This is a genomic window from Paenibacillus contaminans, assembly GCF_003285015.1.
Taxonomy (GTDB): domain Bacteria; phylum Bacillota; class Bacilli; order Paenibacillales; family NBRC-103111; genus Paenibacillus_V; species Paenibacillus_V contaminans.
The window spans coordinates 1-23636 of record NZ_QMFB01000041.1 but is presented as its reverse complement, the minus strand read 5'-3'; the positions used below and the strand labels follow the sequence as shown (position 1 = coordinate 23636).

General features: G+C 53.2%; 17 protein-coding genes and 1 riboswitch. Of the genes, 14 read left to right on the top strand and 3 right to left on the bottom strand.

The window, feature by feature from the left end:
- Window positions 1-38 precede the first annotated feature (38 nt).
- A complete protein-coding gene (locus tag DQG23_RS37185; RefSeq protein WP_113036112.1) occupies window positions 39-830 on the bottom strand; it encodes an ABC transporter ATP-binding protein in 792 nt (263 codons plus the stop codon).
- A gap of 354 nt (window positions 831-1184) precedes the next feature.
- Complete coding sequence (locus DQG23_RS37180; RefSeq protein ID WP_113036111.1) at window positions 1185-3683, bottom strand: U32 family peptidase; 2499 nt, start codon at window positions 3681-3683, stop codon at window positions 1185-1187.
- A gap of 232 nt (window positions 3684-3915) precedes the next feature.
- Here DQG23_RS37180 and DQG23_RS37175 point away from each other — a divergent pair, with 232 nt between their 5' ends.
- The 9 genes from DQG23_RS37175 (at window position 3916) to DQG23_RS37130 (ending at window position 15499) form a co-directional block, all read left to right on the top strand.
- Window positions 3916-5172 carry a LytTR family transcriptional regulator DNA-binding domain-containing protein gene (locus tag DQG23_RS37175; RefSeq protein WP_113036110.1) on the top strand — a complete coding sequence of 419 codons (1257 nt, stop codon included), beginning with the start codon at window positions 3916-3918 and terminating at the stop codon, window positions 5170-5172.
- A gap of 138 nt (window positions 5173-5310) precedes the next feature.
- Window positions 5311-6156, top strand: coding sequence for an ABC transporter ATP-binding protein (locus tag DQG23_RS37170; RefSeq protein ID WP_113036109.1), 846 nt, complete (start codon window positions 5311-5313; stop codon window positions 6154-6156).
- Window positions 6153-6860: an ABC transporter permease gene (locus tag DQG23_RS37165; protein ID WP_113036108.1), complete on the top strand. Its 708-nt coding sequence runs from the start codon at window positions 6153-6155 to the stop codon at window positions 6858-6860. Before DQG23_RS37170 ends, DQG23_RS37165 begins: the two co-directional genes overlap by 4 nt.
- A gap of 347 nt (window positions 6861-7207) precedes the next feature.
- A complete protein-coding gene (locus DQG23_RS37160) occupies window positions 7208-10495 on the top strand; it encodes an FG-GAP repeat domain-containing protein (RefSeq protein WP_113036107.1) in 3288 nt (1095 codons plus the stop codon).
- A 47-nt stretch (window positions 10496-10542) separates the two neighbouring features.
- Window positions 10543-10794, top strand: coding sequence for an acyl carrier protein (locus tag DQG23_RS37155; protein WP_113036106.1), 252 nt, complete (start codon window positions 10543-10545; stop codon window positions 10792-10794).
- A 44-nt stretch (window positions 10795-10838) separates the two neighbouring features.
- The gene (locus DQG23_RS37150) at window positions 10839-12032 is read left to right on the top strand and encodes a hypothetical protein (protein ID WP_113036105.1); all 1194 of its coding nucleotides are present in this window, start codon (window positions 10839-10841) and stop codon (window positions 12030-12032) included.
- A gap of 109 nt (window positions 12033-12141) precedes the next feature.
- Window positions 12142-13083, top strand: a complete 942-nt coding sequence (locus tag DQG23_RS37145) for a hypothetical protein (protein ID WP_113036104.1) — start codon at window positions 12142-12144, stop codon at window positions 13081-13083.
- A 77-nt stretch (window positions 13084-13160) separates the two neighbouring features.
- On the top strand, window positions 13161-14333 hold the full coding sequence (locus DQG23_RS37140; protein ID WP_113036103.1) for an MBOAT family O-acyltransferase: 1173 nt from the start codon (window positions 13161-13163) through the stop codon (window positions 14331-14333).
- Between the two features lie 197 nt (window positions 14334-14530).
- Window positions 14531-15499 carry a sugar phosphate isomerase/epimerase family protein gene (locus DQG23_RS37130; RefSeq protein WP_113036101.1) on the top strand — a complete coding sequence of 323 codons (969 nt, stop codon included), beginning with the start codon at window positions 14531-14533 and terminating at the stop codon, window positions 15497-15499.
- A 245-nt stretch (window positions 15500-15744) separates the two neighbouring features.
- Here the strand turns inward: DQG23_RS37130 and DQG23_RS37125 are convergent, their stop codons facing one another.
- Window positions 15745-15957 carry a DUF2759 family protein gene (locus DQG23_RS37125; RefSeq protein ID WP_113036100.1) on the bottom strand — a complete coding sequence of 71 codons (213 nt, stop codon included), beginning with the start codon at window positions 15955-15957 and terminating at the stop codon, window positions 15745-15747.
- A 445-nt stretch (window positions 15958-16402) separates the two neighbouring features.
- On the opposite strand from DQG23_RS37125, the gene DQG23_RS37120 reads away from it, so the two are divergent.
- The 5 genes from DQG23_RS37120 to DQG23_RS37100 all read left to right on the top strand — a co-directional run bounded on the left by DQG23_RS37120 (window position 16403) and on the right by DQG23_RS37100 (window position 23387).
- Entirely contained in the window at window positions 16403-18667 is a 2265-nt protein-coding gene (locus DQG23_RS37120; protein WP_113036099.1) for a helix-turn-helix domain-containing protein, read from the top strand.
- Window positions 18668-18973: 306 nt separating this feature from the next.
- A complete protein-coding gene (locus tag DQG23_RS37115) occupies window positions 18974-19900 on the top strand; it encodes an ABC transporter permease (protein WP_238178222.1) in 927 nt (308 codons plus the stop codon).
- Between the two features lie 99 nt (window positions 19901-19999).
- The gene (locus DQG23_RS37110; protein ID WP_113036098.1) at window positions 20000-20878 is read left to right on the top strand and encodes a carbohydrate ABC transporter permease; all 879 of its coding nucleotides are present in this window, start codon (window positions 20000-20002) and stop codon (window positions 20876-20878) included.
- 78 nt (window positions 20879-20956) lie between these two features.
- Window positions 20957-22477, top strand: a complete 1521-nt coding sequence (locus tag DQG23_RS37105; protein ID WP_113036097.1) for an extracellular solute-binding protein — start codon at window positions 20957-20959, stop codon at window positions 22475-22477.
- Between the two features lie 169 nt (window positions 22478-22646).
- A riboswitch (ZMP/ZTP riboswitch) is annotated at window positions 22647-22725 on the top strand.
- A 62-nt stretch (window positions 22726-22787) separates the two neighbouring features.
- Entirely contained in the window at window positions 22788-23387 is a 600-nt protein-coding gene (locus tag DQG23_RS37100) for a DJ-1/PfpI family protein (protein WP_113036096.1), read from the top strand.
- The last annotated feature ends 249 nt before the right edge of the window (window positions 23388-23636 follow it).

Sequence of the window (23636 nt, the reverse complement as noted above, 5' to 3'; positions counted from 1 at the left end):
TTCGAGGCGTTCCGGGGTCTCGCTATGTCCAAAATATGTTATCGCGCAACCGCCAGCTCGAACGGCAGGCAAAGCGGCGCTCCCGTGCGCGGATCGCTGACGATGTCGGCTTCGATGCCGAACACTTCGCGCAGCACCTCAGGCGTCATGACTTCCCCAGGGCTTCCTTCGCTGATAACAGTCCCCTTTTTGATTGCTACAATATGATGCGCATAGCGGGAAGCATGGTTCAAATCATGCACGACCATCAGAATCGTCCGCTTCTGCTCGGTGTTCAGCTTCTCCAGAAGCTTCAGTACTTCAAGCTGGTGAGCCATATCGAGGAACGTAGTCGGCTCGTCAAGGAACAGAATATCGGTCTGCTGCGCCAATGCAAGCGCAATCCATGCGCGCTGACGCTGTCCGCCCGACAATTGATCGACCGGACGGTCGGCAAATTCACCCATCCCCGTCACATCTATGGACCATCTGATAATATCTTTATCTTCGCGGGTAAGCGTACCGAACCCCCGTTGATACGGGAAACGTCCGTATGCGACGAGCTCGCTGACCGTCAGCCCTTCCGGAGCCGTCGGATTTTGCGGCAAAATGGCGAGCTGCTTAGCCACTTCCTTCGTCGATTGCTTTTGAATGGAGCGGCCGTCAAGATAAACGGTACCCTGACTTGCCTTCAGCATCCGTGCCATCGTCTTCAAAATCGTCGATTTTCCCGAACCGTTCGCACCGATCAAGGCCGTAATTTTCCCCTCCGGTACGGAGAGATTCAAATTTTGGACGATAACGCGTTCATCATAGCCGATCTGCAGTTGTTCCGTATAGAGTACACCCATGGCCGACAACCGTCTCCTTTCGCAATACGCAATCCACATTTACATTTCTTATTTCCGCTGTTCATTTCCGAATTCCGCAACGTTCTATTACGTTTTATATGCAAATAAATGAAATTCATTCTCATTATTATACTATCTATGATAATGATTCTCAACTTCGATGTCAATCGTTTATTTTATACATTTTATGTCCTTATAAAAAGATACACGGCTGTGCCATCCTGTCAATAAAGAACGATTAGCGGGTTTAGAACCGCTTTCGCGATATATTTTCCGGACAAAATAAAGAACCTAGCGGAACGTTCACATTCCACTAGGTTCTTTATTTACAGATGCGTTAATGAAGCCGCTTCTTTATTTAACGAGCTGTCCGCGCGTAACGCCAAGCTGATTGGTCGCCTTGAGCGTTTTCCATACTTGCGTTCCGCTCAGTTCTCCGCGAAGCGCCCGGCTGTAAAGACCGATGACCTCATGCACCTTCTCGGCCGATTCCTCCAGAAACTCTACCCGGTACGAGGAAACGCCAAGCTCCATAAAATTCCGCAAATATTCGGCGCCTGACTGCTCGATTGCATTGTACACCGTATTCCGGCACCCCTCATCGACGCGGACCGGATGGCTCATGCCGACGCGGTCCTGCAGCGAAGCGCGGTGCTCCTCGCAAGGGCGGCCGCAGTTCGTGTAATCGGTACCCTCGCTTAGGAAGGTACAATAGACGCAATGTTCCGTATGGAACATCGGCATATGCTGGTGGATGACGATTTCAAGCTTGGCTGTACTGGAACGGCGCAGCATGTCGACCATTTGCTGGATGTTCAAATCGTATGACGGCGTTACGCGTGCGCATCCTGCATCCAGGAACAGCTCCGCCGTCTTGTGATTGGCGATGTTCAGCGAGAAATCACCGATCAGCTCCGGATGGACGCCGTTAGGCGCGCTCATCCGCTCCTTCATGAAATAATACATAGCTCCGGTGTTGCGCACGAGTATCGCATCCGGCTTCAGATTCAGGATGTTTCGGAAATAGCCCGTTTCTCCGGGCATATGGATACGCGGAGTGGCCAGTGCGATTTTTTTGCCTGCTGCACGCACCGCTTCCACTGCCGCGGGGAACTGCTTGATAAACTCGAAATCGGCATAGATGAGCTCGACTTCGGTTTCAACCGCGGCCTTCACCTGCTCCAGCGTACGGCAAAGCGCGATCAGCCGCGCGGCACCGGCTTCCGGAGCCGGCAAAGCGGCATCCGCATAAGGCTCGACGGTGCGATGCGTGTACGCCCGCGGCTTCTGCCGTTCGGCTGTCAGCAGCTCGACCGCTTGGCGGCGGATGGCGTTCAGCTCGCGCATCGGCACGATCAATGCGCCTTCCAGCTGCACATCCAGCCCGCCAAGCTCGTAAATCGTGCCGCCGAGCCGCCCGAACTGCTCCGTAAACAGCGTCTCGTCCATCGGACGCTTCTCGGCCGGCGCAAGCGGAAGCTCGGATTCGACCGCTACGGTGCGGCCGGTCGGCACATCCATCCACCAGGTCCGCAGAGGCTCGCCGGCGCGGCCGGTAATTTTGACCGTCACCGGGAACGTCCGATACGGCTTGTCCGTCTCGAAAGATTGACGCATCCGCTTATCGAGATGCGGATCGTTCGTCTTCCAAATCCGGTCGCCTACATGGACGCGGCCGAGGTTGACGTCATTGCGTCCCGTTACGATTTCGATAAGTCCACCAGGCGCTTCGCCTTCGAGCTTAACCCCTTTACGGCGCAAATCGTATACCCGGCCGCCTTCTTCCTTCTTCGTCGGATCGCCCGCGTCGAACACGATGCCGTCGCCGCGCTTGAGCGGCGCTTCCAGCTCGCAGATGACGGCATCGCGCAGCACCTGCTTCACGCAGCCAAGAAAGACGCCGCGGCTTTTCGGATACGTCCCTTCGACAAGCAGCTTATTGTTCGTTCCCTTTAAGAACCCGTACGTGAAGCCGCGCGAGAAGCTTTGCTCCAGCTCGCGCATTTCCTCGCGGGTCGGCTTCGCGCGGCTGCCCTCGAAATACCGGTCGATCGCCCTGCGGTATTTGCTGACGACGTTCGCCACATACTCGGGGGTTTTCAGGCGGCCTTCGATCTTAAACGATTTGACGCCCGCTTCGATCAGCTCCGGCATCAGCTCGATCGCCGCCAAATCTTTGGGCGACAGCAAGTAAGCGACGTCGCCCATCGGCTTCTGTACGCCGTCTACCATTAAATCGTAAGGCAAGCGGCACGCCTGCGCGCATTCGCCGCGGTTCGCGGAGCGTCCGCCCCACATTTCCGAAGTGAGACATTGTCCGGAATACGACACGCACAACGCGCCATGTACGAACACCTCCATCGGGAGCTTCGCCTGCTCGCCTATCGTCTTGATTTGCTTCAAATTATTTTCGCGGCCGAGCACGACGACTTCCAGATCGAACGGCTTCGTAAATTCGACCGCCTCCGGAGAGGTGATCGTCATTTGCGTCGAGCCGTGAATCGGGAAGTCCGGCGACAAATCGCGGATCATTTTGACGAGACCCAGATCCTGTACGATAACGGCGTCCACGCCGGCCTCTATGCAAGCCTCGATCAGCCGTTTGGCCTCCGGCAGCTCTTCTTCGAACACAAGTATATTAAAAGTCAAATATCCCTTCACCCCGTACAGATGCAGGAACGACATAATGTCCGGCAGCTCGTCCATCAGAAAATTGTTGGCGCGGGCTCTCGCGTTAAACTTCTCGACGCCGAAAAAAACCGCATCCGCCCCGTTCGCGACCGCGGCCCGCAGGCAGTCCCAGTCTCCGGCGGGCGCCAGCAGCTCGACGTCCTCTTTCCTTATACCACTCATTCGTTTAGCCTCCAATATAAAGCGGCGGTTTAGGCACCCCCGGCTTCCTTCCTTATAGTGTACCAGATTTGCCGCTTCGGTTCATCTCCGGCTCCGCGGATATGCAGCGGCGGCATAACGATTTGCTCCATACCGGCACATTGCTTCGGCCTTCGATTCGGATTATACTTTCAAGGTCCGCGTAGGGCTCTTACCTTACTATACTGCTTTCGCAATCGGAGGATACGGAATCATGACTGTACTAAGTCTCCAAAATATTTCCAAAGCGGTCGGCAATTCGACGCCTGTCCCTGCATTCGATTTGACCGTAGCCCGCGGAGAGTGCACCGCCATTCAATGCCACGCCGAGGTCGGACAGATGCTGATCCGCCTCATTCTCGGTCTTTTGCCTCTATCAAGCGGAACCGTGCTTTTGAACGGGTCGGTTTTGGATATGAACGATAAACAAGTATTGAAAAACATCGGCGTCTGCTTTCAAAACGACGGCTTATACGAACGGCTGACCGCCAAGCAGTATGTCAAGTTTTGGAGCGATCTGTACGACGTCTCCCCTTCCATACCGGCTCTGCTTCAGAAGGTGGGGCTTGCCGACAAAACGGACGTCCGCATTTCCATGCTGACTTTATCCGAGCAGCGCCGGCTGCTGCTGGCGCGTTGCATCGTGCAGGATCCTACGCTCATTATAATGGAAGATCCCGAGCAAAACTTGAATATCGAGAGCTGCCTCATTTTTCGCAGCGTTGTCGCCAAGCTTATAGAGGAAGGAAAAGCTGTGCTCATTACGACATCGTCGCTGGAGCAGGCGATTTCATTGACGAACAACGTATATCGGCTGACCGAATCCGGTTTGAAGCAGATCGAAACGGCCGACGAAGAGCCGGCTGAACGAAATTCGGCGAAGGAACGTCAAGATGCTCAGCATACGCTCCCGGATAATCCAAATGTCGGCGGCGAACAGACATTGTCCCATGAGGAGGCAGTAGCTGCCGTTCAGCCCGAGCCATCTGAGGATCAGCCGGCCGCAGCTGATCATTCAGCAGCAACTGTCGCGCAGCCGAATAATCCCGACGACCATGCAGGCGAAGCAGAAGTACCGTCGGAGCCTGACTCCAAGCAGACGATCCAAACGCCGCTCGAAACGCTCCGTCCGATGAAGATGGAAAAGATACCGGCCAAAATCAACGACAAAATCATTTTGTTCGATCCGCTCGAAATCAACTTCATCGAAAGCAACGAGGGCGTCTCCCAGCTGCATGTACGCAAAGAAGTTTTTCCGTGCACCCTGACGCTGAACGAGCTCGAAGAAAAGCTGAAGGCTTTCGGCTTCTTTCGCTGCCACCGTTCCTACATCGTCAACCTGCAGCGGGTACGCGAGGTCATCACCTGGACGCGCAATAGCTTCAGTCTCGTGCTGGACGACGAGCTCAAAAGCTCGATTCCGCTTTCGAAGGGCAAATTCGACGAGCTCAAGTACATTTTGGGCATCTAAACCACGTATCTTTCAACCCTAAATATGTAGCGTTCACCATCCGGAATACTCTTTTGAGCCCGATTTTACTGCGTTCTCAGCCGGTTCGTCCTATAGTGGGAAATGTAAGCCACACCAAAACGAATCGAGGTTGACCCTATGACGAACGCGATTAAAGTAGAGCGATTGACGAAAGCTTTCGGCGACAAAACAGCCCTGAACGATATAAGCTTTCATTTAAAACAAGGAGAAATTTTCGGATTTCTCGGACCCAGCGGCTCGGGCAAAACGACGACGGTGAAAATTTTAACCTCCCAGCTGCTCCATACGGCGGGCGACGTCGAAGTATTCGGCGTCAATCTGGCGAAGGCGAACCGTCCCCAGTATTTAAAAAGAATCGGCATTCTCACCGACAACAGCGGATTATACGAACGGCTCAGCATTTACGATAATCTCGAGCTCTTCTGCAAGCTCTACGACGTGCCGCTGAAGCGCATCGGCGAAGTGCTCGACGAAGTCAACTTGGGGAACGAGCAGCGGACGCCGGTCAAACAGCTGTCCAAGGGCATGAAGCAGCGGGTAACGCTTGCCAGAGCGATTTTGCACAAGCCGGACCTGTTGTTTCTCGATGAACCGACTTCCGCGCTCGATCCGGTCAATGCGCAGCATATCCGCAAGACGCTGACGAGACTTAATCAGGAGGGCACGACGATCTTCCTGACCACCCATAACATGGAGGAAGCCGAGCAGCTGTGCGACCGTATCGCCTTTATAAACAACGGCGTCATTACCGCCATGGACACGCCGCAAAACCTGCGTCTTGCTTATGCCGACCCGACGATTACCGTCAAAACGTCCGAAGGATCGTTCATCGTCCATAAGGATGACAACGGCGCGAAGCAAATTCAAGCGTTGATTACGCAAGGCAAATTGCTGGCGATCCATTCGAACGAGCCGACTTTGGGAGATATTTTCGTACAACTGACCGGGAGGGAATTACAATGACATTCTCAACAAAACGATTTACAGCGATCCTGTCCAAAGAGTGGAAGGACGCCATGAAAAACCCGCAAATTTTGCTGCTTGCCGCCATGCCGGTCATGTTCGCCTTCCTATACAGCAAAATGGACGGCGGAATCGAAGCGCTCATCTTTCCGATTCTGCTCGCGCTGTCGATGACGGGCGCATTCGTCCAAGCCAACATGATTTCGGAGGAAAAAGAAAAACATACGCTTCGCGTGCTCATGCTTTCGCCCGCCTCCACGTCCGAGGTGCTGCTCGGCAAAAGCGCGCTGACTACGCTCCTCACATTCATCGTCGTTGCCGGCTGTGTCTTCATTTCGGACATTCAGCTTGCCGGACTTGGATTTATCGCCATCATGCTCCTCCTGTCGCTGGTCATGTTCATCGCTATAGGTACGATCATCGGGCTTGTCTCGCGCACCGTTTCGGAAACGAGCATCACCGGACTTCCCGTCCTGCTGATTTTCGTCATGGCTCCCGCTTTCGCGCCGATGCTCAAGCAGCCCCTGGTTTCATCCGCGGTCCGTTTCCTGCCGACGCAGCATTTTATGGATGCGGTCATCAAGCTGAGCCAAGGAGTAAGCGTGGCTTCTATGTACAGCCATCTGGTTAATATCGTAATCTGGGCGGCGCTCTCGCTCGTCGTCTGCTACATCGTCTACGGCAAAAAACGCTTCGACAAATAAGAAGACCAACCGTTACTCACCGGAAAGGAGGTACCGGAATGAGCAAAGGCGCAAAATCGTTTGTGCAGCTGCTTTTCGGCGTCGCGATCGCTTTACTCTTCATGTACATCGCCAAGCAATAATCGTGCCCAATGGAAGTCGGGATGCATAAGCCAAGCCGCTGTTCGGGCCGGAGCGCTGGTTGCCCGCTTTCAGCTTATAAGCCTATCCGGGAATATATACCGGAGGGGCTTTTTGCGTTCATTTTCTCCTATTCCCTACCATATTTCGACCCAAGTTAACATCATTCGCGGAAAATGGTATAATAGCGTAAGCTTTGCAATCCAATTCGTTAGAGGGTTTTTGCTTTGAATAAACTCCGATCGACCTTACTGGCAGCTGCCGGAGCGCTGCTTTTGCTCGTTGCCGCTCTTTTTTTCGTGCCAAAGGAAGACCGGCTCGACTTGCTTTATGCAACTTCCGCGGATGCATTCGACGCGTCGGCTTACGACAATCTTCATCAAACGCTGTCGGCCAATGCCTACATAACTAGAACGGCTCTGGACGGCATGTCCGAGAGAAAGCTGCGCGGCTATGACGCGATTTATCTCGATCCGGGACTGCAGCATACCGACGTTTTGCGGCAGGCACTGCCAAAATTGACCGGCTATGTCCGCGCAGGCGGCCATTTGTTTTTGGAGAACGGCTTTGCCGCCGATTTCCCGCTCGATATGCTCGGCGCTTCCGCGCTTTCCGACATTCCGGACGAAACGAGCGGCACCAATTTCGACTACCCTGCCGTCGATGTCCATTTACAAGGCATGCAGCAGGTGTTTCAACTGTTCGCAGACAATTTCGGCGCTCACGGCGGCTTTAATGCCCTCCCGGGGTTCCTCTGGGGCAAAGGAATCGTGCCTACGACCGCCGAAACGGTCGTGAAGGTGAACGGCGTATCCGCGATGACCGTCAACCGCTTCGGAGAAGGCTCCGTGCTGCTCGCGGGAACGTTCCTGCCGAACCGTTATTTCATAACCGGCTTCGATCTGCAGAGCGGATACGATGCGGCGCAAGGCTTTTCGCAGCTTGCAGCCGAGCAAGAAAAGAATCATCCGCGCAGACCGGGTACGACTTATTTCGATTTCAAAAACCCGCTGCCGCTGCAGCCTTATTTTCAATTTTCTTTTGCAGCCGCAAACTACCAGCTTCGCAACGCTTACGTGAGCTATGTTTCCAAGGAAAAGCTCGGCTACAGCGTGACGAAGGTGCTCGGTCCTTACGGCCGGCCGGCGATGGCGTTCCAGAACCATTTCGAAGCGCTGCCGGGGTTCCGTGACGGCTCGGGCATCATATGGGCGGAGCTGCTGAAGGAATACAATGAAATCCCGTCCTACTCGCTCGTCCGCGGCTCGTTTGAGTGGAACAAATGGTGGGAGAACGCGATTGTCCATCTGAATGCGGGAACGGCTCAGCAGCCGAAATTTATCGGCGAATTCGCCAATTCCTTCTATTCCAGCGGCGTCAAGCTCGCAAGCGGCAGCCGTCCGATCAAGCAGGCGCCGTACTCCGCTCCGAACGATTTGTCCAGTCCGATGACGGATCCTTACCGGATGTATCCGGCTTTCGTCGACCTGGACGGCGACGGAACAGCCGACTTGCTCGCGGCCAGTGCGGACGGCTTTATTTACGCCTACCGCAACCTCGGCGCGAAGGACGACGCCTACGCTTCGCAGCCGCTCCCCGAGGGCCTCGCCGCGCCGGACGCGTTCGGGCCGCCGGAGAAGCTGCTGCAGGCGAACGGCAAACCGCTTTCGATCGGCGAGTTCGGCACGCTGGCGGCAGCCGATCTGAACGGCGACGGGCGCGCCGACCTCGTGCTCGGCAACGGCGCAGGCGAGCTGTACGTGTCGCTGGCGCTCGGCGGGGCAGAAGCGGCGGCGGCCGCAAGCGCGCCGGGCAAGCAAAACGGCTTCGTCAAAGCCGTTTATGCCGCACCTCAGCGGCTCATGGCGGACGGCAAGCCGCTCGCGGTTACTGCGAATGCGGCGCCCGCAATCGGCGATATCGACGGCGACGGCACGCCCGACTTGCTCGTCGGCGACAGCCGCGGAGCCGTCACGCTGTTCCGCGGCGTACCGGGCCGCCCGCTCGACTTCGAGCGCGGCATCGCGATCGCACAGCTGTCCGCGCCATACGCCGCTCCGGCACTTGCCGACATGAACGGCGACGGCAAGCTTGAGCTGCTCGTCGGCAGCAGCGACGGAGACGTGATGCTGTTCGAGCAGCGCAACGGCAGCTGGCTGAATCAGGGGCCGATTGCCGGTGAAACCAAAAACATGCTTGGATCCCATGCGCTTGTCGGCGGTCACTACTCGGTACCGGTCGTTCATGACGTGAACCGAGACGGCAAGCCGGATCTCGTCGTCGGGCAGATCGGGTTCAGCGATCCGGTCACGGTCGACGATCCGAACTTCCCTTATGCCGCAGGGCTAAAGGAATTCATCGACTATACGAAGACCAACAAAATACCTTTATATCCGCACGTATACGTGCATCATTACGTAAGTGACGAACAAGAGAAAGCCGAGCTCGCGCTTCAGCGGGAATCGTTCAAGAAGCTAGGCATTCCGTGGGTCATGCCCGGCACCAACCAGCATACGTGGCGGATCAATAATTCCGATCGTCTCCAAACGCTTCGCAATGAGCACGAACAGGACATCTGGTTCAATTTCGGCTTCCGGCCGTCCAACAACCGCATCGATCCGACCTATACGCCCGACTATATTTGGGGCATGCCGTTCCTGCTGGCGGACGGGTCGCTGAAAAATCCGATGGTCGTCGGCGCACCGGCCGTCCGTTTTGCCGAAACGGTCAGCAAAGAAGGGGTTATTGCCGTACAAGGAACGGAAGATATTTACCGCTCTTATACGGCGCTCGATATGCCGATCGATTATTTCGAACACATCGAATACGCTGCGGCAGACCCGCTGCGGCTGAAAAACGAGCTGCTTCCGTTCGTCAAATATATGGACAAGCTGCGCACGGAATACGACTATAATTTTATGACCGAACCGCAAATGGCCCAATCCTACTTGACCGCGTTGACGTCCAAAGTGAAGGTCAGTCAAAGCTGGGGGCTTTACTTCTTGGACAAGCTTAAAAATCTCGCCGGCAAAGGCGAGCACCTTACGCTTACGCTAACTCCGCAAACGGGCAGCGTACCGGCGCAGGCCGGCGATTACCGCAACGCGCTCGGCGTAGCGATCGAACCGGGCAAGCGATATGCGAATCATCCGCTTGTCGTCGATTCGCCGGTGTATACGAGCCGCGATGCGTTTCAGCGCGAAACGCCTGCCGAAGGCGACAAGCAGATGCTGTACGCCGGATTAACCGGCCCTACTAAGCTGTCCGTCAGCTGGCGCAAGGAGCCTTTCCATATCGTCCGCGTCAATGTGCCGATGACGATCGACAAGCAGGATAAAGGCTGGACGATTGCTTTGAACGGCGAAGGCATGCAGCAAATCAAGCTGTACAGTCCGCCGGACCAGCCGCTCGCGATCGAAGGCGACAACCTGAAGATCGAGGAGAATCCGGAGCGTCATACGTACACCGTCACTCATTACGGCGATAAAACGACGATTCGCGTGAAGCCACAGTAGCCGGAGCTTCCGGGCGAAATCATCCACTCCTAAGGAGGAACAACCTAATGGAACAACTTGCAGCAGAGCTCGAAACGCACATTCGCGACCGTTACGAAATCGAAGCCGACGACGACGATTTCGGCCGGGACGTACATTTGTTCGACTACGGCTATATCGATTCGATCGGGGCCACGGCCTTGATCGCCCATGTCGAGAAAACTTACGGCATTCAAGTAACCAACCAGGATCTGATGTTGTATTCGATGAATACCGTCAACGAAATCGCGTCGTTCATCGCCCAAAAAACCGGAAAATAACGCCTGACCGGCCTTTTTTCCTATAGATTGAGAGGTAGAAACCCATGGAATGCGTAGTTTCGCTTGAGCGCCTCGCGCCCGGCCAGCACGGACAACTGAAATATGCCGCCGCCTTCGTCGATGAGACGATTACGGACATTGTCATTGACGGCGATACGCTTCGCGTTACGCACAACTCGCCGCATGGCGCAGACGTTATCGAAAGCCGGCTCAACCGGCTGATCGACCGTTTCTCCAAGGGAGATTTCGGCTTCAAAGAGAATATTTTGTTTGAACATAAAGTGGACTCGCCGTACAAAGGCGACATTATCGCCGAGCTTGTCGAGTCGAAAATCATCAAAGTGCTGGAGCCAGGGCTGTTCATCTTCCGCGAGCCGTTTTCCAGTCTGATGCGTTTTCTCGATTACGCCTTCGTGACCAGAATCGCAAACCGGTTCGATGTGAAGGAAGAATCGTATCCGGCCGTCATCCACTGCGAAACGCTCAACAAAACGAATCATTTTACGTCGTTTCCCGAGCACATTCATTTCCTGACGCATCTGCGCGAGGATTTGGACGTCATCGAGACGTTCTCGCAGTCGATCCGCGAAGCCGGCGGCTGGAAGCAAGAAGAGCCGATGTCGCTGGATGCCAACATGCCGCGTCCGAAGTTCGCCATGAATCCGTCCACCTGCTACCACTGCTATGAGGGCTTGCAGGACGAAACGCTCGAAGGCGACGGCGTCGTCGTAACAGCTATCTCCAAATGCCACCGGTTTGAGTCCAAAAACCACACCGATTTCGGCCGTCTGCTGGATTTCAGCATGCGCGAGATCATTTTTGTCGGGAAACCGGATTTCGTCAAGGAGAACAGACTGAAGTCGATCGAATACCTGAAAGAACTGGCCGCCGAATGGAACGTCGACAGCTTCATGGAAATCGCCAACGATCCGTTTTTTACGAACGATTTCCAGGTCAAAGCGTCTTTCCAGCGCAATCAGGAAATGAAGTACGAGCTGCGCTTGCGCATTCCGTATATCGACAAATCGATCGCCTGCAGCTCCGTCAACTTCCACAGCAACACGTTCGGCAACGCGTTCAATATCAAAATGGGCAAACGCAACGCCGTTACCGGCTGCGTCGGCTTCGGCATCGAGCGCTGGGCATTCGCGTTCCTGGCCCAATACGGGCTGGATCAAGCGCAATGGCCGCAAGCGTTCCGCGAGCAATATGCGGAATGGCAGCAAAAATCGCTGTAATCCAAGGATAAACGACTACTGGCGTCTTTACGCCGGCGTTTACCGGGAAATGGAACAATCGGCGGAGATATGCTTTCTGACATTCCAAGGATAAACGGGGTCATGCACCGTGAAACGATTCGCTTCTTTCCTGCGGCGCAACAGCTTCGTGCTGCTGCTGCTGCTCGCTTTTGTTGCGACCGACTTGGCGGTAGCCAATTGGGATCCGCTGAAGTCGTCGCGGCGGTTTTACAAGAACGATTTCACCAAAACGCTCTATCATCACAACTGGGCTGATGCCGGCCCGGTTTTTTTCGGTAATTCGGCGGTGACCGGTGCCTACATCGAAGACAAGTCGAAGCACCCGCTCGTCGAAATGGGGCTGTCGTACGGCAGCATCAACGACCTGAAGGGAATTCTCGACCATAAGCTGTATAAGGTGCAGGACGAGCTTGTCATCGGCATCGATATTCACACGATGGTAGACTTGATGCCGACGGAGCCTTCGACCGACTCGACGTATCCATGGCTGAAGAAATGGTACCAGCCCTACCTGTTCGCTTACCGCGACTACTTGAAGGATTCCGGCGAGGAAGCGCTGCGCAGCCTCTATACGGGCATCGTGGAGCTGGATCGCAGCAAGCTGTCAGCCTATGAGCCGCGCTGGATCGACAAGGAGCTGTACTTCGGGCGCAAAACGGATGAATTCATGAAGGAACGGTGGAACTTTTACAATGAAAAGTTCGGTTCGATGACGCTGAAGGATTTCTCGGCGAATCTCGATGCCCTGCAGTACGTCATCGAATACGCCAAGCGCGAGCGAATTCCGCTCCGCGTCATCTGGATGCCTTACAATAAGGCCTATCCTGAGTTCGCCTACATGAAGCCGCTGAAGGAAGAGGTCAACAAGCTGCTTAAGGCGGGTGACGTTCCAACATTCGACGCAATGAGCCGGTACGAACCGCAATATTTTCACGATCTCGTCCATTTGAACCGCGAGGACGGGGCGCCGCTGTTTACGAAGGAGGTGGACGAATGGCTCGAATCGCTCGCAAAGCAATCGAAATCGTAGCGTACTTGATCATGCTCGTCCTGGTCGTCGTTTACTACACCGGCAAAGGTATTTTTATATACGAGGGGTTCTAGCACATGTTTTATACGAATATGACGTCCATACTGGCCATGTGCGGGATGATCGCGGTACTGATGCTCACCCGGCGATGGGCGGGCAACAAGCGCGTCCTGCTGCTGCTGTTTAATGCGGCTTTCCTGCTCGTGTACAGCCAGAAGCTGTTCGTTTTTTATATGGCTTGGACCGCGCTGAACTTTATCGGCTTCCGTTTCTTATGCGTGGTGCCAAAATGGCGCAAAGGCTGGTTTTTGTCAGCAATCGCCGCCAACGTCGCCGCCGTTTCTTCTTTACGCTTATTCGAAATGGACGTCTGGACGAACTCGCTGTTCGATGCCGTCCTCTTTCTTGGCGTCATCTACAATGTGCTGAAGGTTATCGACGCCTATTACTTCGCTTACTACGTGGGCAAGGACGGGCGCGCCGGCGCCATGGACTACTTCAATTTCATTCTGTTTATACCGACCTTCACCTCGGGGCCGATTTTGAAATTCCGCGATTTTATGGCGGATACGCGCAAGCCATATCAGGTCGACACCACGGCTTTTGAGGCGGGAATCAAACGTATTATCCTCGGCCTGTTTAAAAAATTCGTCATCGTTGCCTGGATGAGCCGCATATTCTACGACGTGATGGACGGAGCAGGGACTCTGCAGACGCATGAGTCGCTGTTTCTGATGATTTGGTTCTACATCTGGATATATTTCGATTTTTCGGGGTATTCCGACATTGCAATCGGCTTCGGCCGGCTGATGGGCTACAATATTCCGGAAAACTTCAAAAAGCCATTCACCGCACCGACGCTGACGCAGTATTGGCGCAATTGGCATGCAACGATGGCCGATTGGTTCCGCGATCACGTGTTTCTCATTTTCGGACGCCAAACGCCTTCGAAATGGGCCGGCGCAGCCATGTCCTTCGGCATCATGGTGCTGATCGGTCTTTGGCACGGCTTCAACTGGCTGTTCGTGCTGTGGGGCGTCTACCACGGGATCGTCATTGCGATCGAGAGCCTGCTCGGACAAACGACCGTCAATAAAAAGAAAGTGTCGCGTTCCTATTTTTATTTTCGCTGCTTCGTGACGCAGGCGATCGTCGTATTCGCGGTTATCGTCTACAGCTACAGCCCGGCAACCGGATACGAAACCGTACTAAAAATTTATCGCGGATTGTTCACTCTGCCTTCATTTTGAGCGGGAGTGATGGTATAATCTGAGCATATATGCACACCTGCACGAGCTTTGCTTGATTGATCGGCATCACGAGGACGGACCGGTAACACGCGATCCCCTTGGACAACGAAATTTCCGGCAAGCTGCGTGTCCCTTTTTCAGCAAAATGTACACGCGTACATTTTGCCTGCTTTTCCATCATTCTCGGAGGTGTCCTCATGAAACTAGGTGTATTTACCGTACTTTTCTCGCAAAAGCCTTTTGAAGAAGCGCTCGACTACATCGCATCCAAAGGACTGGGTGCCGTTGAAATCGGTACAGGCGCTTATCCGGGCGATGCTCACTGCAAACCGGACGAGCTGCTCGCGGACAGCGGCAAGCTGAACGCATTCAAGAAAGCGGTCGAATCGCGCGGCTTGATCATCAGCGCACTGAGCTGCCACGGCAATCCGCTGCACCCGCAGAAAGCGATCGCCAAAGAAGCGCAAGACATCCTTACGAAGACGATCGAGCTTGCACAACGTCTTGAGGTACCGGTCGTTAATACGTTTTCCGGCTGCCCGGGAGATCATGAAGATGCGAAATATCCGAACTGGCCCGTAGCTCCTTGGCCGAACGATTTTCAAGAAATTCTTGCTTGGCAGTGGGAAAACAAAGTGATTCCCTACTGGACGGAAGTCGGTAAATTCGCCTCCGACCGCGGCGTCAAAATCGGCCTCGAGCTGCACGGCGGCTTCTCGGTACACACGCCGGCTACGCTGCTGCGCTTGCGTGAAGCGGCTGGCGAAGTAATCGGCGCCAACCTCGATCCGAGCCACATGTGGTGGCAGGGCATCGATCCGGTGCAAGCGATCCACATTCTCGGCCGCGCCGGCGCCATTCATCACTTCCATGCGAAGGATACGTCGATCGATCCGATCAATGTCAACAAGCACGGCGTCACCGACATGCAGTCTTACACATTGATGCTGGACCGCGCATGGCAGTTCCGTACCGTCGGTTACGGCCACGACATGAAAACTTGGGCGGACATCATCAGCGCGCTGCGTCTCGTCGGCTATGACTATGTAGTAAGCATCGAGCACGAAGACGGCCTTATGTCCGTCGACGAGGGCTTTACGAAAGCGGTGCAGAACCTGCAGCAGGTTTTGATTCGCGAGCCGCTTGGCGAGATGTGGTGGGTGTAAGGCACCGATGACCGGCCCCCGGCCCGCATAAGGTCGGCGGATAACGAAAAAAGCCTCCATTACCGTATTGCGGTTTTGGAGGCTTTTTGTCGAAGCTTAGACACCGGCCGAGGCTGAGGCCACCCCTATCGGCGACATCGACGTTCCTGTACCTAAGAGCAAAAAGAGCGAAGGGAAAATCCCTTCGCTCCAATTATTTCACCGCTGCACGTCCCGGGAAGCTCGTCCCGGCCATACGGCTCGCGTTAGCCTATCCAGCCTTTGACCATAACGAAGTCCATCACAAGAAATACGATGAGACTTACGATACTGAAGCCAATTGCAAACAGGTTTTTTTGCTTGGCAGAGATCGTACGCATTACTGCCAAAACAAGAATCAGAGTGAAAACTATAATGAACGCATCGAATGGATCAAATTTAACCGCTGTAGAACTCGCCGCTTCTGCAGCCCAGAACATATTGGGCCCCCCTTTACATGAATAGTGCATCTTATCCTATGTTAGCCTGTGCGGACAACGGATGCAAGTGCTTTCTCGTTTTGTAACAACTTTGTCAAGATTCCTTGCCGCTCAAGCATTGACTCCCATTACGACTAGTGTTAACTAACGCCCCTGCGGATTATTTATCATTTTTTCCTTTTTCAGCAAAAGGTAACATGTGTTTTCTGATCCGTCATGAAATTTTCCATTCTGCCGCGTAAGTAGATTGTCCATTTTTCCAAACATTTATAACTCGCAATATGTATCGCCGATCCAAATAGGATAACTCGTTTTGTCCGGTCGCATTCCCTCCCAAGCCTAACATTTTGCCATTCCCAGCTCGGCTTTATCCGTATATACTTTGACTCAAGGAAAAACCGAATAAACTAAAAAAGATGCCGTAAGCGCACCGAAAGGGTCAGCTATGATCTTGAAGTCATCCCGCTACTTGAAACGGTTGTTCTTGTTCAGCTTCATGCTTTCCATACTGCCTGTCATATTGCTCGGCGCGTTTTCCTACATGAAATCGTCCGATATGATCCAGTCGAAAGTGACGGAGAGCAACGTGCAGCTTCTCCAGCAGATTCAAATGCTCGTCGAGCAGGAATTGAAAACGGTGGACAATATGGTCATCCAGCATGCCAACACGTCTCTTTTCAAGGATGGAATCCGAAAACCGTTCGCTCCCCGCGATTTTCTTGAAGTGGAAGAGATTTTGCGTAATTTGTGGTATATGAAAACGTTCGAGTTCGGAATTGAAAACGTTTCCCTGATCAGCTCGGCTCAAGATTGGATATTGAACAATGACGGATTATCCCGTCTCAGCTCTAATGACCATGCCGACCGTATGCAGACCTATTTGCGTCTTCCCAACCCCTCCTACTGGCTTCAGGAAAATGTGAATGGGCGAAGATTTGTCAGCCTGGTCAAAAAGCTTCCTACCACGTTCTCTCCGCCCGAGGGCCTTATCGTCGTCCAAATTCCGATTCAATACCTTCAAAAAATGGTCGCAATCGGTCAAAAAGGGCACACGATTATGATTGTGGACCGGAGCGGCCGCATCATGGCACATGAGAGCTCGTCCATGCTGGGCGGCGACGTTGCCGGTCTTTCCTATGTTCAAGCGGCGATGCAATCCGGTAAAGACAACGGCGTGCTCGACGACTCCACCGGCGACGGCAAAATGAAAGTCATTTACCGAAAGTCATCCTATACGGGATGGACTTATTTCTCCGTCGTTTCTATCGCTGAGATCACGAAGGATTCGCGCTCGATCGGCTGGATTACGCTGCTTACTTGCGTAGTGCTCTTCGTCGTTATTCTGATTACGGCGCTGCTTGGCTCCAAACGGATGTACAATCCGGTCCGCAAGCTGTTCCAATCGGTCGTCGATACGCTGGAACCGCCCTTCGGGAAGGCCAGAAGCGACGAATTCACTTACATCGGGGATCGGATCCGTACACTGCAAGATATGCAAATTCGAATGACCGGACAAATTGAAACGCAAATTCAGCAGCTGAAGCTGTTTTTCATGCAAAAGCTGTTCCGGGGCGAGCTGTCGGAGCAAGACATTCAAGAGCAGTTGCCTTCTTTCTCCTTCCCTGCGGATTGGAAATGGCTCTGCGTCTTGACGCTCGAAATCGATACGCTGAACGGTACGCGTTACCGGAAACAGGATCACGACCTGCTCATGTTCGCCATCAACAACATCGTCGGCGATCTCGTGCCTGCCGCGCTGCATTTCACGCCGGTCCCCGTTGATCAGAGCCAAGTGACATTGCTCTGCGGCTATGAGGAGCAGGAGGCGGACTTCAAAGGTTACGTTTTTGCATGTGCCGAGAACATCCAGCGAACCGTCAAAGAGCTTCTGGACCTGCAGGTCAGCATCGGCATCAGCCGTCCCTTCGAGGATGTGGCGAAAGCGCCGCAAGCGTTCCGGGAAGGAATCGAGGCGCTTAATTACCGGATCAAGCTGGGGCATCGGATCATTTTGCATATTGAGGATGTTTTGCACGGCCAAACGATGGAGCCTCCATATCCCGCAAGAACGGTCAGCGAGCTGTGCGATGCATTGCGGATGGCGGATCATGCGAAAGCGGAGCAATGTTTGAAGCAGTTCATGACGGACATCGCCTCGATGGAGCTGGCTCCAAAGCATTACGAGCTGTTCCTGTCGAGACTGTTGACGGACATCGTCCGGGTTGCGGAGGATTCGGGCCAAACGATCCATGCCATGCTTGCGGAAGAGGAAAGCTTGTTTAAGCAGCTTTTTGCCATCAAAACGCTTCATGAAGTGGAAACCTGGTTCGCCGAGACGCTGATCGCCCCTATTATCGATTCGCTCGAAAAACGAAACGAGGCCCAATACAAACGGCTCGCCGACGAAGTCATCTCAATCATTCACAACAAATACGACACGGAATTGACGCTGGAGATTTGCGCATCGATGTTGAATTATCATTCGTCCTACATCAAAAGGGTTTTTCGCAAAGGCACCGGCGTCAGCTTCAGCGATTACCTGTCTATGCACCGTATGTCGGTGGCCAGGTCCTGGTTAGCCGATACCGACATGAAAATATCGGAGATCGCCGAAAAGCTGCAGTACAACAACTCGCAAAATTTCATTCGAAGCTTCCGTAAGATAGAAGGCATGACCCCGGGCGATTACCGGAAACGCCGCGAAACATGAGCCGGAACGTTTCTCTATATGAACCACTCCCTGCAAAACGCCTGTATCGGGCGCATATTGCGGGATTTTTTTATGCTCGCGCTTAAATGATTAGGAGTGTCCGCGATGATTATCGCCCGAATTACCGATGCGCAAATCCCCGTTTCCCCAAAAGGGGCTCTAGTGATTATAGACGGTTACCTTTCCACAAGCGATGATGGGGGCAGGTTGCAAATACGCCATTTCCCGTAAGGACTTTTGCAAAAAATACTCGCCAAAAAGGAGGATCTTCGCTTGCAGTCAAACTTTATGCCGCAAACCGGCGTCATGAACGAGCGTATGCCGAGTCGCAGACGACGGATGCAATCGTTCATCCGGGATCGCTGGTTGTATCTCATGCTCGCTCCCGGCATCGCATACTTCCTTATATTTAAATATGTCCCGATGTGGGGCGTCCTGATCGGCTTTAAGGATTACCAGCCGTTCCTCGGCTTCACCGGCAGCGAATGGGTCGGATTTAAGCATTTCGAACGATTTTTTACGAATCCGATCTTCGGGATGCTGCTCAAAAACACCTTTATTTTGGCGGTTTATAACATCCTGTTTTTTTTCCCGATGCCCATCATTATCGCGCTGCTGTTGAACGAGGTGAGGAAGGAAGCGTACAAACGGTTCGTGCAAACGCTGATCTATATTCCGCATTTCGTTTCGTGGGTCGTGGTCGTCGGGATTGCCTACATCTTCTTTACCTCGGAAGGCGGTCTTGTCACCGAATGGATGAAGGCGACAACGGGCAATCAAATTAACCTCCTGGAAAGCGAAAGCTGGTTCCGCACGCTGATTACCGCCGAGGTGATCTGGAAGGAAACCGGTTGGGGAACGATCATTTTCCTGGCCGCTCTGGCCGGCGTCGACCCGCAAATGTACGAGGCTGCAAGAATTGACGGCGCCAGCCGGTTTCGCCAGCTGTGGCATATTACACTGCCTTCGATTCGGAACGTCATCGTCATTTTGCTCATCCTGCGTCTCGGTACGTTTCTGGACAACGGCTTCGAGCAGATTTACTTGATGCTGAACGCGCTGAACCGCAATGTAGGCGAAGTATTCGATACGTATGTATACACAAGCGGCATCACGCAAGGACAATTCAGCTATAGCACCGCAATCGGCGTATTCAAATCGGCAGTCGGCTTCGTTCTTGTCGTCGGGGCCAACTATTTGGCCAAAAAATTCGGCGAGGAGGGCGTCTATTGAAAGCATATTCTCCCTGCGGCGAATCGACCGCCGTCCTGCAGCGGAACACCGCGCGCCGCCCTGATTTCTATACCGCTGCTCTGAAGCGAGGTGGATACGATGATCGAGAGTAAAACCTGGGGCAACCGTCTGATCGATATCTGCATATACGGCGTGCTGCTGACGTTCTCGCTGGCTACGTTCCTGCCGTTCCTGTACGTAATCAGCGCATCGTTCACCGCCTCGGAGGTGCTGATGAAACAAACGTTCGTTTTGTTTCCTACGAAATTTTCGCTGGACGCTTATAAGTATATTTTTTCAACGGAGACGCTTTCGCGCAGCCTGATCGTTACGATTCTGGTTACGCTGGCGGGAACTTTCGTCAATCTTGTATTTACCATCTTGATGGCGTACCCGCTTGCTCGGACCCATCTGGCAGGACGCAAGCCGATCATGCTGATGATCGTTTTCTCGATGCTGTTCAGCGGCGGCATGATTCCTACTTATCTCGTCGTCAAATCGCTCGGCATGATCAATACGTACTGGTCGCTCATTCTCCCGGGCGCCATCAGCGCTTTCAACCTGATCGTGCTGAAAAACTTTTTCCAGCAGCTGCCCGACGGCCTTGAGGAATCGGCCAAAATCGACGGATGCAACGATTTCGGTATTTTGCTCCGGATCGTGCTGCCGCTCTCGATGCCCGCGATCGCTACGTTTTCGTTATTTTATGCGGTGGGGCATTGGAACACCTTTTTCAACGCCATCTTGTACTTAAACGATCATACGAAATGGCCGATTCAGGTGCTGCTGCGTCAAATCGTCATTCTATCGGAGGGCGGTATAGGCGATTCAAGCGCATTCGACGCAAACTTCGTCCCGCCCAGCCAGACCGTCAAAATGGCTTCGATCGTCGTGGCGACCGTACCGATTCTGCTCGTTTATCCGATGCTGCAAAAGCATTTCGCCAAAGGCGTATTTTTAGGCTCGATCAAAGGGTAAGCAAGGCTGAAACGATGGTTGCATCTTTCCCTGTAAAGATGTATCATACAACACAATTCATGAGGGGCGGTTAGTAACATGAAGAAATGGAACAAGCCTGCGGCAGCAATGCTTGCAATCGGATTGACGGGCGCTCTTATCGCCGGGTGCGGCGGCAGCGGAACGACCGGGAATGAAGGCGGCAGCTCGTCGCAAGAGGAAGCCCAGAAGTCTAAAGAGCCTTTGGCAATCAAAATGATGATCCCTTACTGGAACGCGGAACCGCCTAAGCAAGACGGGGAAACGCTGAAAAAAGTACAGGCGCACACCAATACGAAGCTGGACATCATTTGGACGCCGGGCTCCGCTTACACCGATAAAATGAACGCAAGCATCGCCTCTCAAGATTTACCGCAGATTTTGTATGTGCTCGCTAACGGCAACAAAAACTCCGGATTGGTCAACGCAGTCCGTTCAGGCATGTTCTGGGAAATCGGGCCGTACTTGAAGGATTATCCGAACCTCAGCAAGCTCAACGAGCAGATGCTGAAGGACAGCTCCTTCGACGGAAAACTCTACGGCATCTATAAATATATTCCGCAAGCGCGCAACGGCATCGTGATTCGCCAAGATTGGCTCGATAATTTGGGCCTGCAGCAGCCAAAAACGCTTGATGAATTGATCAAGGTCATGAAAGCCTTCGCCACCGGCGATCCGGACAAAAACGGCAAGCAGGATACGCTCGCTTTCGGGGCAGCCGGCGCGAACGGCTTCGAGTTATTCGTCTCCTGGTTCGGCGGACCGAACCAATTCGAGCTCAAGAACGGCAAGCTGACGCCCGACTTCATGACCCAAGAATATATGGAAGCACTGAAGCTGTATAAAACTTTTTATAACGAAAATGTGATGAACAAGGATTTTGCGGTTAACAAAAACGACTTCGATATGATCAATAAGGGCAAATCCGGCATGCTATTCGCGGCGCTGGAGGAAGTCGAATCCCGTTACATTGATTTGTACAAGGCTTTTCCGCAAGCAAAGCTCGACGTCATCAGCCGGATCGAAGGGCCGAAGGGCGTGCGTGTCATTACAAGGGGCGCGTTCCCTCCGCAATTCATGTTTCCCAAAACCAGCGTGAAAACGGAAGCTCAGCTGAAGCAGATTTTGGGCTACATGGACAAATTGGCCGATCCGGACATGCAGAACCTCTTTACCTGGGGATTTGAGGGATCCACTTATAAGCTGGACAACGGCAAGCCCGTGCGGACGGACGTGCAAAAATTCAACTCGGAGGTCGCCTCCTACGAATTCATGCGGTTTGACGATTCTTCCGCAGCGATGAAGGGCAACAACTCGCCTATCCTGGAGAAGGCGCTGCAAATGCAAATCGATAACTACCCCACCGCAATCCAAAATCCGGTGCAGGCCCTTATTTCGCAAACCAATATCGACAAAGGCAGCGAGTTAGCCAAAATCATCAGCGATGCCAAGACCAAATTCATCATGGGAGAAATCGACGAGGCCGGCTGGAACAAAGCGGTCGAGCAATGGCGCAAAACCGGCGGCGATCAAATCATCAAGGAATATGAAGAAGCGTACGCGAATATTAACAAAAAGTAAGCTTAAAACCCCCAAGCGATTGTTTGGGGGTTTTACTTCTGCAACCTTTGCTTAGGGTGTAGTAATAACGGCTCCGCCTACTCTTCGCTTATCCGGCATCTTGAACAAATTACCTCAAAAATACTCTTGTAATATTCTGAATATTCCAGTAATATGAATAACAATCATTGGAACGGTGCGTAACTGGCGTAAACATGGATAACCATGAGGGAGCGCACCGATAACGGCCGTACGCCTGGGCGAAGTGCTTGATCTTGCGATCGAGTGCTTCTTTTCGTTATCCAAGCATACGAAGGGTTGGTGACATGTTTTGAAAATGGCTTTTATTTTATTTGACGGCATGACCTCTTTAGATTTCGTGGGCTTTTTTGATGCCGTAACATGGCTGAAAATAATGAAGGCGGACGAAAATGTCTCGTGGGATCTGTGCGCCATCAACGCGGAGGTTACCGACGATCGCGGTATGACGATAAAAGTCGGGCGTATCCGCCCCGATCTGTCGGAATATGATCTCGTATTCGTCCCGGGCGGGTTGCCAACCCGACAACTTCGGAACGATGATCGTTTCATCGCCTGGCTGCAGACGTCCAAGGATTGCAAGTACAAGATTTCCGTCTGTACAGGTGCGCTCCTGTTAGGGGCGGCAGGTTTTCTAAGCGGGAAGCAAGCGACGACCAATCCGTCGGCATACGATCTTCTTGCCCCCTATTGCGAGGAAGTCGTCAAATCTCGCATAGTTCGTGACGGCAATGTTTTTACAGGCGGCGGCGTATCGGCATCGATCGATTTGGGGTTGTTTTTCGTGGAATCGCTCGTCGGTATCGATTTTGTGAGGAAGGTTCAAGATGCCATGGACTATCCTTACTATCGGCCGGGGCGTATGACGGATTTGGATATGCCTTTTGACTGACGGCTTAACTGTCGCTAAGAAAGCTGGAACGTTTCCACTAGACCAATACCAAATCCCCCAAAAGTATCGCATTTGTTCGCAGCTTATTTCTATCACTTTCGGGGGAGCCCCGTATAGCAACAGAAACAGCTTCGCATAACTTCCTATAAAATAAAAAAAGAAGCTTCCAAGTCCACTATCGGGGAGGCCACTGAAAAAGTCCCGTTATCTAAAGAGGTACTGTAGCTCAATTCTATTGAGGGAGCAGTG

Bases quoted from the DNA above. Each gene is read 5' to 3' on its own strand.
- DQG23_RS37185 (WP_113036112.1), bottom strand. From the start codon at position 830: ATGGGTGTACTCTATACGGAACAACTGCAGATCGGCTATGATGAACGC.
- DQG23_RS37180 (WP_113036111.1), bottom strand. From the start codon at position 3,683: ATGAGTGGTATAAGGAAAGAGGACGTCGAGCTGCTGGCGCCCGCCGGA.
- DQG23_RS37175 (WP_113036110.1), top strand. From the start codon at position 3,916: ATGACTGTACTAAGTCTCCAAAATATTTCCAAAGCGGTCGGCAATTCG.
- DQG23_RS37170 (WP_113036109.1), top strand. From the start codon at position 5,311: ATGACGAACGCGATTAAAGTAGAGCGATTGACGAAAGCTTTCGGCGAC.
- DQG23_RS37165 (WP_113036108.1), top strand. From the start codon at position 6,153: ATGACATTCTCAACAAAACGATTTACAGCGATCCTGTCCAAAGAGTGG.
- DQG23_RS37155 (WP_113036106.1), top strand. From the start codon at position 10,543: ATGGAACAACTTGCAGCAGAGCTCGAAACGCACATTCGCGACCGTTAC.
- DQG23_RS37150 (WP_113036105.1), top strand. From the start codon at position 10,839: ATGGAATGCGTAGTTTCGCTTGAGCGCCTCGCGCCCGGCCAGCACGGA.
- DQG23_RS37140 (WP_113036103.1), top strand. From the start codon at position 13,161: ATGTTTTATACGAATATGACGTCCATACTGGCCATGTGCGGGATGATC.
- DQG23_RS37130 (WP_113036101.1), top strand. From the start codon at position 14,531: ATGAAACTAGGTGTATTTACCGTACTTTTCTCGCAAAAGCCTTTTGAA.
- DQG23_RS37125 (WP_113036100.1), bottom strand. From the start codon at position 15,957: ATGTTCTGGGCTGCAGAAGCGGCGAGTTCTACAGCGGTTAAATTTGAT.
- DQG23_RS37120 (WP_113036099.1), top strand. From the start codon at position 16,403: ATGATCTTGAAGTCATCCCGCTACTTGAAACGGTTGTTCTTGTTCAGC.
- DQG23_RS37115 (WP_238178222.1), top strand. From the start codon at position 18,974: ATGAACGAGCGTATGCCGAGTCGCAGACGACGGATGCAATCGTTCATC.
- DQG23_RS37110 (WP_113036098.1), top strand. From the start codon at position 20,000: ATGATCGAGAGTAAAACCTGGGGCAACCGTCTGATCGATATCTGCATA.
- DQG23_RS37105 (WP_113036097.1), top strand. From the start codon at position 20,957: ATGAAGAAATGGAACAAGCCTGCGGCAGCAATGCTTGCAATCGGATTG.